Raw genomic sequence first — 13,241 nt, forward strand, 5'->3', positions numbered from 1 at the left:
CGCTAGGCGCCGTGGCGGCGCTCGCGTGCCGTCACACGCAGCCCTGACGCGATGAGGGCGCGAACGAGGGTATGGCCGTCGACGGGCTTCGCCCCGGCCGCCACGAGCCTCTCGTGGGCCTCGGCGGGCACGTCGTAGTGGTCACGGTCGAACCCCCGGCGGGGGATGTCGTTCCGGTCGGCGAACTCGTGAAGCTCGGCGAGGTTGCTGTCGCTGATCAGGTGCGACCACAATCGGCCGTGCGCCGGCCAGCGCGGGTCGTCGATCATAATCGTCACGGGCCGATCATAGGTGGTGGTCAGCGCGGGTCGGCAGTGGTGCGCGTCGCTTTGCGAGTACGGTGTCGCATCAGGTAAAGTATTCCTTTGGTGCGTCGTGTGCCGCGTTCCGGACGGCGGCACGTCAGGGCCTCGGTTCCGCACCGCAGCTGTCATCCTCACGGATGGCCCCTCAGACAGACCGGAGCACTGTGCTCCCAGAAGAAACAGGTGTGAAGTGGTTTACGCAGTAGTGCGCGCCGGCGGCCGCCAGGAGAAGGTCTCGGTCGGCACGATCGTCGTTCTCGACCGTCTCGCCGCCAAGGTCGGCGACAAGGTCGAGCTTCCGGCAGTGCTGCTCGTGGACGGCGACACCGTCACGACCGACGCTGCGAAGCTTTCGAAGGTGAGCGTGACCGCCGAGGTTCTCGGCGAAGAGCGCGGCCCGAAGATCGTCATCCAGAAGTTCAAGAACAAGACCGGCTACAAGAAGCGCCAGGGGCACCGCCAGGACCTCACGCGCGTCAAGGTCACCGGCATCAAGTAAGACCCAGGAAGAGGCGCAGTAATGGCACACAAAAAGGGCGCAAGCTCTACCCGTAACGGTCGTGACTCCAATGCCCAACGACTGGGCGTGAAGCGTTTCGGCGGCCAGGTCGTGAGCGCGGGCGAGATCCTCGTTCGTCAGCGCGGCACACACTTCCACCCCGGCGCGAACGTTGGTCGCGGCGGAGACGACACGCTCTTCGCCCTCTCGGCCGGCGCTGTCGAGTTCGGCACCAAGGGCGGCCGCAAGGTCGTCAACGTGGTGGCCGCCGCAGAGTGATCTGCAGCTGACACATCAGTTTTCGGAAGGGGCGGGCTTCGGCTCGCCCCTTCCCGTCATCCGGCCCTGATAACCATCCGAAGACAGGAGAAAGCGCATGGTCACTTTCGTCGACCGCGTCACCCTGCACCTTCGTGCGGGCAAGGGCGGAAACGGATGCGTGTCGGTACGCCGCGAGAAGTTCAAGCCACTCGCCGGCCCCGACGGAGGTAACGGTGGTCACGGCGGCGACATCGTGCTCGTTGCCGACCCGCAGGTGACGACCCTGCTGTCATACCATCATTCGCCGCACCGGTCCGGCGGCAACGGCGGATTTGGAATGGGCGACAACCGGTCGGGTGCTGCCGGGGAGTCGATCGAACTTCCGGTTCCTCTGGGTACCGTCGTGAAAGACCCGTCCGGCGAGGTACTTGTCGATCTCATCGAACCCGGTATGCGTTATGTGGTGGCACCGGGTGGTCTCGGCGGTCTCGGCAATGCCTCGCTCGCCTCGCCGAAGCGCAAGGCGCCCGGTTTCGCGCTTCTCGGTACACCCGGCTGGGAAGGCGACGTCGTCCTCGAGCTCAAGACAGTGGCCGATGTTGCACTGGTCGGTTTTCCCTCCGCGGGAAAGTCCAGTCTGATCGCCGCCATCTCAGCCGCACGCCCGAAGATCGCGGATTATCCCTTCACAACTCTTCATCCGAACCTCGGTGTCGTCGAAGCCGGCGATGTGCGCTTCACGGTCGCGGATGTCCCTGGACTGATCGAGGGGGCAAGCAGTGGTCGCGGGTTAGGTCTGGAGTTCCTCAGACACGTCGAGCGCTGCACGGCGCTCGTTCATGTCTTGGACTGCGCGACGCTCGATCCGGGCCGCGATCCGCTCACAGATCTCGATGTGATCCTCGCGGAGCTTGCCGCCTACCCGGTTCCTGAGGGTCAACTGCCGTTGCTCGAGCGCCCCCAGGTCATCGCTCTGAACAAGGTCGATGTGCCCGAGGCGCGGGATCTCGCTGATCTGGTCCGTCCGGAGCTTGAGGCACGCGGATACCGCGTCTTCGAGATCTCAACGGTGAGCCGGTCGGGCCTGCGCGAACTGAGCTTCGCGCTGGCATCCATCGTCGCCGATCACCGGGCTGCGCAGGCCGACACACCGAAGCCCGAACGTGTCGTCATCCGCCCGCGTGGTGCTGAGCAGGACTTCTCGGTTCGCGTTGAGGGCGGAACCTACGGCCCGATATATCGCATTCTGGGGGCGAAGCCCGTTCGGTGGGTCCAACAGACCGACTTCCAGAACGACGAAGCCGTCGGATACCTCGCCGACCGGCTCGAGAAGCTCGGCGTCGAAGACGAGTTGTATCGCCTCGGGGCAACACCGGGCGCAACTGTCGTCATCGGCGGGGACGACGGAGTGATCTTCGACTGGCAGCCCTCGCTGAGTTCGGTGGCGGAGCTGATGACGGCACCGCGCGGCACGGATCCTCGCCTCGACCAGAACTCGCGCCGCACGACCGCGCAACGTCGTGAGCGCTACCACGAGCGGATGGATGCGAAGGCCGAGGCGCGAGAGGAACTCGAGGCCGAACGGCTGGCAGCACGGAGCGAGGCGGAGGACGACGAGCAGTGACTGTGACCGAGCGCGAAGGTCTCTTCGGCTGCCGACGAGTTGTCGTCAAGGTCGGATCATCGTCGATCAGCGGTGAACACGCCTGGCGCATCGACGCAATCGTCGCGGCGATCGCCGCAGCTCATGAGCGCGATACAGAAGTCGTTCTGGTCTCCTCGGGAGCCATCGCCACAGCGCTTCCGCTTCTGAAGCTCGACGGCCGCCCGGATGACCTGGCGACCCAGCAGGCATCGGCTGCGGTGGGGCAGAACGTGCTCATGTGGCGATATCAGACCAGCCTCGACAGATTCGGCATCCTTGCCGGGCAGGTCTTGCTCACTGCCGGCGATCTCGAGAATGCGACCCACCGCTCGAACGCACGGCGAGCCATGGAGCGACTGCTGGGGCTTCGGATCCTTCCGATCGTCAACGAGAACGACACTGTCGCGACGCACGAGATCCGTTTCGGTGACAACGACCGACTTGCTGCCCTGGTGGCCCAGCTCGTCGGAGCCGATGCGCTGGTGCTGCTCAGCGATATCGAAGCGCTCTACACGCGGCCGCCGGACGAGCCCGGCGCAACCCCCATTGACCGTGTGGAACCCGGCGATGATCTGCACGGCTTCCAGTTCGGTTCCGTGGTCGTCAACAGCGTCGGAACCGGGGGCGCTGCCACGAAGGTCTCCGCGGCGCGGCTCGCAGCCGGCGCCGGTGTGGGCGTTCTTGTCACCAGCGCCGATCGCGTTGACGAGGCGCTGCGCGGCGAGAACATCGGCACGTGGTTTGCCCCGAACCCGCATCCGGTCGCGTCTGCTCTCACCGGCCCCATTGCTGTCGATCGGTAGGCTGGCTCTCATGTCAACCACGCTGATGTCACCGACGGATGCCGTCACCGGCGCTCGGGAACGGATGCAGCACGCCAAGCGAGCGGCGCGCACGGTGGGTCTTCTCACTGCGGCGCAGAAGGCCGAGATGCTGAACGCCGTGGCCGACCGACTCGAAGCCGATACCGGCGTGATCGTCGAGGCAAACACGGCAGACGTGGACCGGGGTCGTGAGACCGGGCTTTCGGAGGCGCTCCAGGACCGGCTAAGGCTCGATCCCGCCCGCGTCGCGGCACTGGCGGCAGCGGTGCGCGAGGTCGCTGAGCTTCCGGATCCGGTTGGTCGGGTGCTTGACGAGCGTCGGCTCGAGAATGGCCTGTCGCTGACGAAGGTAGCGGTGCCGTTCGGTGTGGTCGGGTCCATCTATGAAGCGCGCCCCAACGTGACTGTCGACATCGCTGCGCTTGCGCTGCGCTCTGGCAACGCCGTCGTCTTGCGCGGCGGCTCTGCCGCCGAGAACAGCAACCGGGCACTCATCGCGAGCATGCGGGCTGCACTCGAAAGCGTCGGTGTTGATGCCGAGGCAATCCAGACAGTGGATGACTTCGGTCGTGATGGCGCACGGGCGATGATGCAGGCTCGTGGCCTGATCGATGTGCTCGTGCCGCGGGGGAGTGCCCAACTTATCGAGACTGTCGTCACCGAATCGACAGTTCCCGTCATCGAGACCGGGGCCGGTCTTGTTCACATCGTTCTCGACGAGAGCGCGCGAGCTGACTGGGCACTGGATATCGTCGTCAACGCCAAGGCGCAACGGCCGAGTGTGTGCAACGCCGTCGAGACGGTGCTGGTTCACCGTGGCGCCGCTGACCGCCTCGTGCCGGATCTTGTCGGCGCGCTCCAGGCCGCTGGCGTGACCGTGCATGGTGACGCCGACGTGTCGGCTCGCGCCGAGGGCGTCATCCCCGCCACACCCGACGACTGGGCAACCGAGTACCTGAGCCTCGATGTCGCCATCCGTGTCGTCGACGATCTGGATGCCGCGCTCGAGCACATCCGCACGTATTCGTCGCAGCACACCGAATCGATCATCACCGAGGATCCTGCCGCGGCTGAGCGGTTCCTCGCGGAGGTGGATTCTGCGGTGGTTATGGTCAACTCCTCGACGCGCTTCACGGACGGGGGCGAGTTCGGCTTCGGGGCCGAGGTCGGGATCTCGACGCAGAAGCTCCACGCACGGGGGCCCATGGGGCTTCCCGAACTCACCAGCACGAAGTGGCTGGTGCGCGGTGCCGGTCAGGTGCGCGGCTGAGAGCTAAGCTGGGTAGGCGCACTTGTCGCCGCAGCCACGAACGGAGTTTCAATGACCCTCGTCTCGCTTCTTGCCTTCGCCGCAGAAGAGTCGGAGCACCACGGCAACGTGGCATTGGAGACCGTCATCTTCGGGATCATCGCTCTGGCCGTCTTCGGACTTCTGGCGCTCGTGACTGCGTCGTACCGCAACGTCGCTAACCGCCACGCGCACAAGGCGGAAGCGTACGCGAAGACCCACGCGGCTGAGCTGCAGCGATCGGGGCACGGCCACTAGGCATCCGATGTCGGCAGCACGAGCACGCCGAATCGGGGTGATGGGCGGGACGTTCGATCCCATCCATCATGGTCACCTCGTCGCGGCAAGCGAAGTCGCCGACTCTTTCGGACTCGACGAGGTCGTCTTCGTGCCTACCGGACGGCCGTGGCAGAAGAAGAACGAGGTCACGGAGTCCGAACACCGGTATTTGATGACGGTGATTGCGACGGCATCCAATCCCGGCTTCTCGGTGAGTCGTGTCGATATCGATCGCGACGGCCCGACCTACACGATCGACACGCTGCGCGACGTGCAGCGACTCAATCCAGACGCGGATTTGTACTTCATTACCGGCGCGGACGCCATAGCGCAGATCCTCAGCTGGAGAAATCATGATGAACTGTGGGAGTTGGCGCATTTTGTCGCCGTCTCTCGACCCGGGCACGTTCTCAACACCGACGGGCTTCCCGTCGAGGACGTCAGCCAATTGGAGATCCCCGCGCTGGCGATCTCGTCGACGGACTGTCGGGAACGGGTTCGTGGGGGACACCCCGTGTGGTACCTCGTTCCTGACGGAGTCGTCCAATACATTGCGAAGCACCATCTGTATCGGAGCAACGAATGACGAATGAGCAGCAACCGAACCAGCCGTTGACGCGTCGGCAGCTTCGGGAGCTGCGCAGCACGGGTGCAACCCCGATCCTGACGCCCGAGGGCACACCGATCATGCCCCCGGCACAGAACGCGTCGCCCACTCCAACGCCGGTTCAGACGTCGGTCGACACTGATGATCACCAGGATGCCGAGCACGAGCCGGTCTCGGCTGATTCTGCGAGCGACCAGGCATCCGCCAGCGGCGGGACAGCAGACGCTTCCGAGCCTGCAGCGCCAGCTGACTCCTCGAGCGAGTTCACGTCCGCGGCAGCTGAGGGATCTTCATCGGCTGACGAGCTTCCGACTTCGAGCCCGACCGGACCGACGGTCGCAGCCGACGGGGCGCCGCTGACCCGCCGACGTGTGCGGGAGCGCACCGGGAACACGGATGCCCTGACTGTGAGCGGTACTGACGGTGACCACAGGGCGCCCTTCGTTTCGGTTCCGCCGGCGTCGCCGGAGGAGCATCCGATCTCGCAAGCCGCCGCGGGGCTCGCCTCTGACGAACCCGTAGAGCGCGGCACGGTGAGTCCGCAGCTTGGCTCTGCACTGCTTGCGGGCATGGCCACCGAACCCGACCCGCGCCCGAGTTTCGACCAGCTCATCTCCCGTCCGAGCGCGGGATCGACCGGTACTGGCAGCGCGCTGATCGTGACAGATTCACCGCCGCAGGGCATCACCGCGCCGGTCAACGCGACAGGAGAGGTGCTGGTCACCGGCAGCTTGGCCCTTCCCGACCTTTTCGCGACGACCGGTCAGATGCCTGGCACTTCCGAGGCGCTCGACATCGATGCGACGTTTGCCGACGGGGAACTCCCGCAGCACTCGTCGCCGACGCCGATTGCTGCCAGCGCCGCGATCAGCACCGTCAAAACGACAGCCGAGATCATCAAACCCCCTGTGCCCGAGAAGGGATCGCGACTCATGCTGACCCTGGCGATCACCGCCGGGGTACTTGCACTGGCACTCGTAGGCGTCCTGATCCTCGCCTTCGCAACCGGAGTCTTCTCATGACGCGCTGCCCGGGCTGGTCGCTTCGCGCGGGCGCGGAGGCGCGCGCGTGACGGCTACCGACGTATCGAAGCAGATGCTCGCGATTGCCGCTGCCGCGGCGGAGGCCACGGGCGCCGAAGATCTCGTGGCGCTGGATGTCTCGGAGCCGCTCCCTCTTGTCGACATCTTTTTGCTCGCGACCGGTCGCAGCGAGCGAAATGTCGCCGCGATCGCCGACGAGATCGAGGAGAAGCTGCTCGAGGTCGGTCACAAGCGTCTGCGTCGGGAGGGGCGCCAGGAATCCCGGTGGATTCTCCTGGACTTCGGCGATCTGGTCGTTCACGTGTTCCACGAGCAGGAGCGGGCTTTCTACGGCCTGGAGCGGCTCTGGAAGGACTGCCCGGTCGTGCCCATCGATCGGCCGGCGCGGGCGGTAACCGACTGAGGACGGATGCTGCGTCGGTTCGGCTGCCGCCCGCCGATGTAGTAATCTGTTGTAGTTGCCTCTCGGGGCAGCATCCGGGCCTGTGGCGCAGCTGGTAGCGCACCTGCATGGCATGCAGGGGGTCAGGGGTTCGAGTCCCCTCAGGTCCACCAAACGAGGAAGGGCGCCCCATGCGGGCGCCCTTCCTCGTTCCCTCCGGAGAGGTCTACGCGCCCACTCTAGAACCAGGTGAAGGGGACGATCACCGTCAGTCCGAGGGCAAGCAGGAAGATGGCGCTGCTCACGCCGATGAGAATCCACTGCGCTCGACGGTTTCGGATCACTGCGGCGATACCGAGAAGGAAGAGCGCGATTGCCATCAACACTGTGTTGAGCGTCAGTCGATCGCTGTACTGATTTGCCTCGTCACCCTGAGCGAGCAGGGCCTTTGCAGCAGTATCCGCGTCCGACCACGCGCCGAACAGTGCGTACTGGTAGTCCTCCGAAGCCTGCGGGTCGGTGTAGGTGGTCGGGTCGGCCTCGTTCTCAGCCTGGGCCCATGCGATGGCGGCGTCGAGGTCCTCCGAGACGCTCGTGAAATACAGCTGGTCATACTTCTCGGATGCCGCGGCGGCGACATCCGGGTCGGTGCCCTCCATCTCGATCTGATACTCCGAGAGGCGCGTGAGTGTCTCGGCATCCTGCACGTACTGCTGGTTTGCCTCCAAGTAGATCGACTCCGCTTCGGTCTGGGCAGCCCCACCGCGTGAGTACGCGGCTGCCTGCTGACCGCCGTAGAGAGCGGCCTCGAAGGAGACGTATGCGGTGGCAACAGAGACCACGCCAAGGAGGATGACGATGAGGAGCTGGAGGTCCTCAAGGAATGAGTGTCGGCGCGACGATACTGCGTCGGAAGATTCGGGCATGAGCGAGATCGTACTGCCTCGGCGAGGTTGCCGATGTCACCCTCGCGGCCGTGGAAATCCTGCTCAGCTGTAGACCGAGGTAATGCCCAAATACTCCTCGAGCGACAGCCCGCTGTTGTACACCGCCGTCGCGGTGTCGACGCCGAGGTAGCGCAGGTGCCAGGGCTCCCAGATGTATCCGGTCACGCCCTCTTTACCCTGCGGGTAGCGCACGATGAAACCGAACCGGTGCGCGTTTGCGGCGACCCATTGACCCTCGGGCGTGTATCCGAACGCTTCCGTGATGGTGTTCAGATCAAACGCGAGGCCCGACTGGTGCTCACTGTGCCCGGGCCGCGCCGAGTACCGGTCGGCAGCAGCCGTACCGTCGCGGGAGGCGTAGCTGTTGTAGACCTTGACCTGTGTCGCATAGGAGCGGAACCCGCTCGCAATCCAGAGGTTGTACCCGAGCGATGCAGCTTCGGCACGCATCCGCTCGAACGCGGCGAGTGTGTCGCCAGTCAGTCCGTTCCCGTACCAGCTGGGCAGGCGATAAGTCTTGTTGGCGATGAGGATGCCGTTGATATACGTCGGTTGGACGTCGTCGTCTCCACCGCCGCTGTTGCCCCGCGCCTGCGCAGCCTCAGCTGCGGCTTGCGAGTCCTGGACCGCGGTCCATGATTGCTGGTACGCGCGGATCCGCTGCGACGCGCTACCAGCCGCGGAGTCGCCGAGCGCGGCGACCGCGGCAGCGTACGCATCCTTGGTCTCCTGCGAGGCAAGACTCGGCACCTCGACCGCTGCGCCGTGAGCTGCTGCAGATGCAACGACGGCGTCGATGTCGGCCAACGCCGCAGTGGTGGCGGCTTCAAGCTCCGAGGTCGACTGTTCGGATGCCTGGGCGGTCTCGGTCAGGTGGGCCGCATCCTCGGTGAGCGATTGTGCCTGCGCGAGCTGAGCCTCTCGGCCTTCGGGTACGTCTGGTGTCGAGCGCGGGTCGGGTGCGGTTGTCGTAGCCGTCACCTCTCCCGGCGCGGCGATCGTCAGCAGCCCCGCCGCCACTAATGCATCCAGCGACGCTCGCAGTGTGTCGAGCGTCGCAGAATCCTGCAGCATCTCGGCGTTCGTGACCTCGATGACCGTCGACGCCTCGGCTGCCGCGGCGATGGCATCCGCCTGGGCAGCGCTGAACGCGGCGGCAGAGTGGTCGACCGCCTCTCCGGAGGCCACCCACTCAGCGAGTGCGTCATCGAACGCGGTGCGGGCCTTGGCGTTGTCAGTCGTGATCGTCCCGACGACGCCTGCCGTGGTGAACACTGCCGCGAAGCCGAGGAACGTCCGGCGCGCGATCGCTCGGTCTTTGCGGCTTGCCCCCATGCAGACAAGGGTAGTGCGCGTGAGAACGGGTAGCGTGAACACGTGAGTTCGGCAGGTCGCCATCGATTCCGTGCGGTACGCCGCGGAGAAGACGCGGGCATGCTCACGCCCGTGACGCGCGCGGGGATCGCGGCAGCAGCCGTGGCCTGCTCCGTGCTGGGAGCTCTCCTCCTCGCACCGGCGGCGGACGCCATGAGCTCACCCTCCGGGGCCACGCAAGCGCCGGCAGGTGAGGTTGTCGTCGTCGCCGGCACACACGAGAGCGTCGCCGCTCGAGCCACCGCGGCCGTTGCGGCGATGAGTCTCAGCGAGCGCGCCGCGAGCGTGATCATGGGGCACATCTCGACAACCGACCCCGGCGTGCTTCGCGACTACATGTCGAGCACCGGCGTCGGCGGGTTCATCCTCATGGGCGCGAACATCCCGGACTCCGAAGACCGGTTGCGCGAGATCACTGCGGCGCTCACGGTAGACCCGGCGGTTCCGCCGCTGCTGGGCATCGACCAGGAAGGCGGCGACGTGTCGCGCCTGCCGTGGGACGATTTCCCGTCGTCGGTCACGCTCAAGAATGAGCCGCCGGAGGCTACCGAACTCGCTTTCGCCGGGCGAGGTGCACTCGTCCAGCGCGCGGGCATCTCGGTGAACTTCGGCATCGTCGCCGACATCACCGACGACACCAGCATGTTCATCTACCGCCGGGCGCTCGGGACAACGCCCGAAAGTGGTGCCTCACACGTTGCTGCTGCGGTGGTCGGCGAGGAACCCGAGGCGCTGTCGACCCTCAAGCACTTTCCGGGCCATGGCGCTGCCCCGGGCGACTCGCACCGCGGCATCCCGTCAACGACAGAGACCTACGACCAGTGGCGTCAAACGGATGCCGTCCCCTTCGCGGCTGGCATCGAGGCCGGTGCTCCGCTACTCATGTTCGGGCACCTCGCGTACACATCGATCGACGAGAAGCCCGCGACCCTGTCGAGCGAATGGCACCGCATCGCGCGAGAAGATCTCGGCTTCGACGGCGTCGCGATCACCGATGACCTCGGGATGTTCGAAGCGTCGGGCCTCCGCGAATACCAGGATCCCGTTTCCAACGCCGTCGCTGCCCTCGCCGCGGGCAACGACATGCTGCTGTCGGTGTTGGGAACGAACTCTCAGACCGCGGCAGAGCTGACGGCGGGCATCGTCGCCGCCGTTGAGTCCGGCGCCCTTCCAGCGGAGCGCCTCGACGAAGCCGCGGTGCGAGTGATGACGCTGCGGCTGCAGACTGCAGGTGCCGGTCGCGGTCTCGTGCCCTGCTCATCCTGCGCGCCTGCGGCCTGATCCCGCTCGTCAGGGGAGCGGCGGTCCTGGCACGGGCTCGATCAGCGCGGGTGAGTTGTTCCGGACGTTCCCGACGTCTGAGCTGACCGGATATACCTCCAGGGTGTCGGCAACCATCTCGGCAGCGTCGACGGCGGCATCCAGGATGTCTCGCGGGTAGTCGACAGTGGGGTCGAGCCAGGCGTCAGCGTGATCGGGATCCATGAAGACCGGCATCCTGTCGTGGAGCGATCCGAGTCCACCGGAGGACGCACGCGTGAGGATCGTGAACGAGAGCACCCACCGGTCGTCAGCATCCTCGGGCTTCGACGGGTCTTTCCACCATTCATAGAGCCCGGCGAAGAGCAGAGGTTCGTCGTCGGCAGGATGGATGAAATACGGCGTCTTGCCGGCATCCGTGCGATGCCACTCGTAGTAGCCGGTCACGGGGACGATCGCGCGCCGCTTCTCGAGTGCGGCGCGGAACATCGGCTTGTCTTCGAGCTCCTCGGAGCGAGCGTTGAAGGCTCGTGCCCCGATCGAGAGGTCTTTCGCCCAGCCGGGGACCAGGCCCCAGCGTGCGCCTTCCAGCCGCCGTACCGGGGGTTCGGTCTTCGCGGAATCGAGCACGATCGCAGCCCTGTCGGTCGGCGCGACATTGAACGACGGTCCGGGCAGGTCATCGCCGACGAGGTCGACGCGAAGCGTCCCCACGAGCTCGGTTCCAACACTTGCCACGACGAACCGTCCGCACATGCGGCAAGACTACGCGGGGGATACCCCAGCGGCCTGGAGTCGGTCGAGCAGGCCCGCGCCATCGGATGCCGTCACCCACGGCACTTCGGCTGCCGAGTGGTCGTTCACTGCGGTTCGGCCGCCAGCGAGCACGGCCTCAGCAGGGGAGAGGCGGCGGATCGCGACAGCCGCCACGTGTCCGGGGTTCTCGCTGGCGAAGGCCGTGTAGATCGCGTCGTCGTGCTGACCGTCATCACCCACGAGCAACCAGCGGATGTCGGGGAACTCCTCGGCGAGGCGTTGCAGACTGTGCTCTTTGTGGGCTCGTCCGCTGCGGAACCAGCGGTCATGGGTGGGACCCCAGTCGGTGAGCAGGAGCGCTCCCGGCGGGAAAAGGTGGCGTCGCATGAACCGCACGAGCGTCGGTGCGACGTTCCATGCCCCTGTCGACAAGTAGACGACGGGACAGCCCGGATTCTCGCGCGCAAGCCGCTCGAGAAGCACAGCCATCCCGGGTACCGGCTGCCTGGCGTGTTCGTCGACGACAAAGGAGTTCCACGCCGCCAGCAGCGGACGCGGGAGCGCTGTCACCATGACGGTGTCATCGACATCCGAGACGATGCCGAAGCGCGCATCCGGTGCGACGACGAAAACGCGTGATTCAACGGGGGCGCTGCCTTCAACGGTCATCGTGAACGTCTGCCATCCGGGCGACAGGGCGGCATCCAGCACGACATCCACGACACCGCCGCGGTCCGCGTTCACGGTATGCGTCTGGCCGGCTACGGTGACGTCCACACGAGCGAAGCCGACCGGAACGGCGAGGAAGCTCCGCCATCCGCGCACTGATGCGTACTCCCCGCCGCCGCGCGGCTTACGTGGCGGGACGATCAACACGCGTCCAAGAACCCGGATCCAGCCATCGCCGCCATACCCCGCAAACGGGGTCACCGTGGGCTTGAGGCCGCGCGCGCGGGTGCGTCGCTCCCGCCAGGTGTGAAAGCGTCGCTCAAGTCGTGCGAGCCACAGGATCTTGGGGGGCGCGGGGGTTTCCTCCGGTCCGGGCACCCGTTCAGTCTGTCATGCCATCGAGGCTCGGGTTTCGTGGGGCATCTTCCGACGGAGTGCGCTCGTCATCGGCATCCATGTGCCGCCGCTCGATGCGGTGCAGCACCTTCTTGCCTAGGTAGATCGCCAGGATGAACAGCGCGATAGCGGCGACGAAGATGTATCCGGCGTAGTGGGCGCTGTCGGCGAGGTCGCGGTAGGTTCCCGCTGCGGCCGACGCAACCGAGACGTAGATCGTCGCCCACAGGATGCAGGCAGGCGCTGTCCACGCGAGGAACCGCCGGTACGCGAAGCCGGTCATCCCGACGGTCAACGGCACCAGGGAATGCAAGACCGGCAGGAATCGGCTCAGGAAGATCGCGATCCCGCCACGCCGGTTGACGTACAGCTCGGCCCGGATCCACGAACGCTCACCGATGCGGGCACCGAGGCGTGAGTATCGGATGCGCGGGCCGAGGAATCGTCCCAGCCAGAAACCGATGCTTTCGCCGATAAGCGCGCCGATCACGACCGCGACCCCCAGTGCCACCCCCTCCCAGGGGCTGCCGACAGCGGTGCCGGCGATGATCACAATCGTGTCGCCGGGAACCACGAGTCCGACCAGGACACTGGTCTCGAGCATGATGGCAAGACCTGCGACGAGGGTGCGCACGACCGGATCGACTGCTTGCACCGTATCCAGCAGCCACGTGAGCCACTCGTTCATCCTTGAAGCGTAGAGCCG

General features: G+C 66.0%; 16 protein-coding genes and 1 tRNA gene. 11 read left to right on the forward strand and 6 right to left on the reverse strand.

The genetic code is table 11. The features are described 5' to 3' along the window. Positions 1 to 2 precede the first annotated feature (2 nt). Positions 3 to 278, reverse strand: a complete 276-nt coding sequence (locus tag ACQVDU_RS03165) for a DUF4031 domain-containing protein (RefSeq protein ID WP_443476233.1) — start codon at positions 276 to 278, stop codon at positions 3 to 5. A 217-nt stretch (positions 279 to 495) separates the two neighbouring features. Between ACQVDU_RS03165 and rplU the strand changes: the two genes are divergently transcribed. The 10 genes from rplU to ACQVDU_RS03215 all read left to right on the forward strand — a co-directional run bounded on the left by rplU (position 496) and on the right by ACQVDU_RS03215 (position 7,306). Beyond that, positions 496 to 804, forward strand: a complete 309-nt coding sequence (rplU, locus tag ACQVDU_RS03170; protein WP_195691534.1) for a 50S ribosomal protein L21 — start codon at positions 496 to 498, stop codon at positions 802 to 804. Positions 805 to 825: 21 nt separating this feature from the next. Further along, entirely contained in the window at positions 826 to 1,083 is a 258-nt protein-coding gene (gene rpmA, locus ACQVDU_RS03175; protein ID WP_292709323.1) for a 50S ribosomal protein L27, read from the forward strand. A 97-nt stretch (positions 1,084 to 1,180) separates the two neighbouring features. After that, complete coding sequence (gene obgE / locus ACQVDU_RS03180) at positions 1,181 to 2,689, forward strand: GTPase ObgE (protein WP_443476234.1); 1,509 nt, start codon at positions 1,181 to 1,183, stop codon at positions 2,687 to 2,689. After that, positions 2,686 to 3,513, forward strand: coding sequence for a glutamate 5-kinase (proB, locus tag ACQVDU_RS03185; RefSeq protein ID WP_443476235.1), 828 nt, complete (start codon positions 2,686 to 2,688; stop codon positions 3,511 to 3,513). Before obgE ends, proB begins: the two co-directional genes overlap by 4 nt. A gap of 10 nt (positions 3,514 to 3,523) precedes the next feature. Then, on the forward strand, positions 3,524 to 4,804 hold the full coding sequence (locus ACQVDU_RS03190) for a glutamate-5-semialdehyde dehydrogenase (RefSeq protein WP_300594275.1): 1,281 nt from the start codon (positions 3,524 to 3,526) through the stop codon (positions 4,802 to 4,804). Positions 4,805 to 4,855: 51 nt separating this feature from the next. Next, on the forward strand, positions 4,856 to 5,080 hold the full coding sequence (locus tag ACQVDU_RS03195) for a hypothetical protein (RefSeq protein WP_228178960.1): 225 nt from the start codon (positions 4,856 to 4,858) through the stop codon (positions 5,078 to 5,080). Positions 5,081 to 5,087: 7 nt separating this feature from the next. Continuing rightward, positions 5,088 to 5,687, forward strand: coding sequence for a nicotinate-nucleotide adenylyltransferase (gene nadD / locus ACQVDU_RS03200; RefSeq protein ID WP_300594278.1), 600 nt, complete (start codon positions 5,088 to 5,090; stop codon positions 5,685 to 5,687). Continuing rightward, complete coding sequence (locus ACQVDU_RS03205; protein ID WP_443476236.1) at positions 5,684 to 6,730, forward strand: hypothetical protein; 1,047 nt, start codon at positions 5,684 to 5,686, stop codon at positions 6,728 to 6,730. The genes nadD and ACQVDU_RS03205 overlap by 4 nt, the downstream gene beginning before the upstream one ends. Before the next feature lie 73 nt (positions 6,731 to 6,803). Then, positions 6,804 to 7,154 carry a ribosome silencing factor gene (rsfS, locus tag ACQVDU_RS03210; RefSeq protein ID WP_443476389.1) on the forward strand — a complete coding sequence of 117 codons (351 nt, stop codon included), beginning with the start codon at positions 6,804 to 6,806 and terminating at the stop codon, positions 7,152 to 7,154. A 76-nt stretch (positions 7,155 to 7,230) separates the two neighbouring features. After that, positions 7,231 to 7,306 (forward strand) — tRNA-Ala (locus ACQVDU_RS03215). Positions 7,307 to 7,372: 66 nt separating this feature from the next. Here ACQVDU_RS03215 and ACQVDU_RS03220 read toward each other — a convergent pair. Together ACQVDU_RS03220 and ACQVDU_RS03225 are read right to left on the reverse strand one after the other, a co-directional pair. Beyond that, positions 7,373 to 8,059 carry a hypothetical protein gene (locus tag ACQVDU_RS03220; protein ID WP_300590448.1) on the reverse strand — a complete coding sequence of 229 codons (687 nt, stop codon included), beginning with the start codon at positions 8,057 to 8,059 and terminating at the stop codon, positions 7,373 to 7,375. Positions 8,060 to 8,122: 63 nt separating this feature from the next. Then, positions 8,123 to 9,415 carry a M15 family metallopeptidase gene (locus tag ACQVDU_RS03225; RefSeq protein ID WP_443476237.1) on the reverse strand — a complete coding sequence of 431 codons (1,293 nt, stop codon included), beginning with the start codon at positions 9,413 to 9,415 and terminating at the stop codon, positions 8,123 to 8,125. 42 nt (positions 9,416 to 9,457) lie between these two features. On the opposite strand from ACQVDU_RS03225, the gene ACQVDU_RS03230 reads away from it, so the two are divergent. Beyond that, complete coding sequence (locus ACQVDU_RS03230) at positions 9,458 to 10,735, forward strand: glycoside hydrolase family 3 N-terminal domain-containing protein (RefSeq protein ID WP_443476238.1); 1,278 nt, start codon at positions 9,458 to 9,460, stop codon at positions 10,733 to 10,735. 9 nt (positions 10,736 to 10,744) lie between these two features. On the opposite strand, the gene ACQVDU_RS03235 is transcribed toward ACQVDU_RS03230, so the two are convergent. From ACQVDU_RS03235 to ACQVDU_RS03245, 3 genes are read right to left on the reverse strand one after another with little or no spacing between them, the layout of a single operon-like run. Then, a complete protein-coding gene (locus tag ACQVDU_RS03235; RefSeq protein WP_300590451.1) occupies positions 10,745 to 11,470 on the reverse strand; it encodes an SOS response-associated peptidase in 726 nt (241 codons plus the stop codon). Positions 11,471 to 11,479: 9 nt separating this feature from the next. Further along, positions 11,480 to 12,517, reverse strand: coding sequence for an App1 family protein (locus ACQVDU_RS03240; RefSeq protein WP_443476239.1), 1,038 nt, complete (start codon positions 12,515 to 12,517; stop codon positions 11,480 to 11,482). A gap of 4 nt (positions 12,518 to 12,521) precedes the next feature. Then, complete coding sequence (locus tag ACQVDU_RS03245) at positions 12,522 to 13,223, reverse strand: DedA family protein (RefSeq protein WP_300590453.1); 702 nt, start codon at positions 13,221 to 13,223, stop codon at positions 12,522 to 12,524. Positions 13,224 to 13,241 lie beyond the last annotated feature (18 nt).

Source organism: Microbacterium sp. F2, from assembly GCF_052274505.1.
Taxonomy (GTDB): Bacteria; Actinomycetota; Actinomycetes; order Actinomycetales; family Microbacteriaceae; genus Microbacterium.

Bases quoted from the DNA above. Each gene is read 5' to 3' on its own strand.
- nadD (WP_300594278.1), top strand. From the start codon at position 5,088: ATGTCGGCAGCACGAGCACGCCGAATCGGGGTGATGGGCGGGACGTTC.
- rpmA (WP_292709323.1), top strand. From the start codon at position 826: ATGGCACACAAAAAGGGCGCAAGCTCTACCCGTAACGGTCGTGACTCC.
- ACQVDU_RS03235 (WP_300590451.1), bottom strand. From the start codon at position 11,470: ATGTGCGGACGGTTCGTCGTGGCAAGTGTTGGAACCGAGCTCGTGGGG.
- ACQVDU_RS03205 (WP_443476236.1), top strand. From the start codon at position 5,684: ATGACGAATGAGCAGCAACCGAACCAGCCGTTGACGCGTCGGCAGCTT.
- ACQVDU_RS03195 (WP_228178960.1), top strand. From the start codon at position 4,856: ATGACCCTCGTCTCGCTTCTTGCCTTCGCCGCAGAAGAGTCGGAGCAC.
- ACQVDU_RS03245 (WP_300590453.1), bottom strand. From the start codon at position 13,223: ATGAACGAGTGGCTCACGTGGCTGCTGGATACGGTGCAAGCAGTCGAT.
- ACQVDU_RS03190 (WP_300594275.1), top strand. From the start codon at position 3,524: ATGTCAACCACGCTGATGTCACCGACGGATGCCGTCACCGGCGCTCGG.
- rsfS (WP_443476389.1), top strand. From the start codon at position 6,804: ATGCTCGCGATTGCCGCTGCCGCGGCGGAGGCCACGGGCGCCGAAGAT.
- obgE (WP_443476234.1), top strand. From the start codon at position 1,181: ATGGTCACTTTCGTCGACCGCGTCACCCTGCACCTTCGTGCGGGCAAG.
- ACQVDU_RS03225 (WP_443476237.1), bottom strand. From the start codon at position 9,415: ATGGGGGCAAGCCGCAAAGACCGAGCGATCGCGCGCCGGACGTTCCTC.
- ACQVDU_RS03220 (WP_300590448.1), bottom strand. From the start codon at position 8,059: ATGCCCGAATCTTCCGACGCAGTATCGTCGCGCCGACACTCATTCCTT.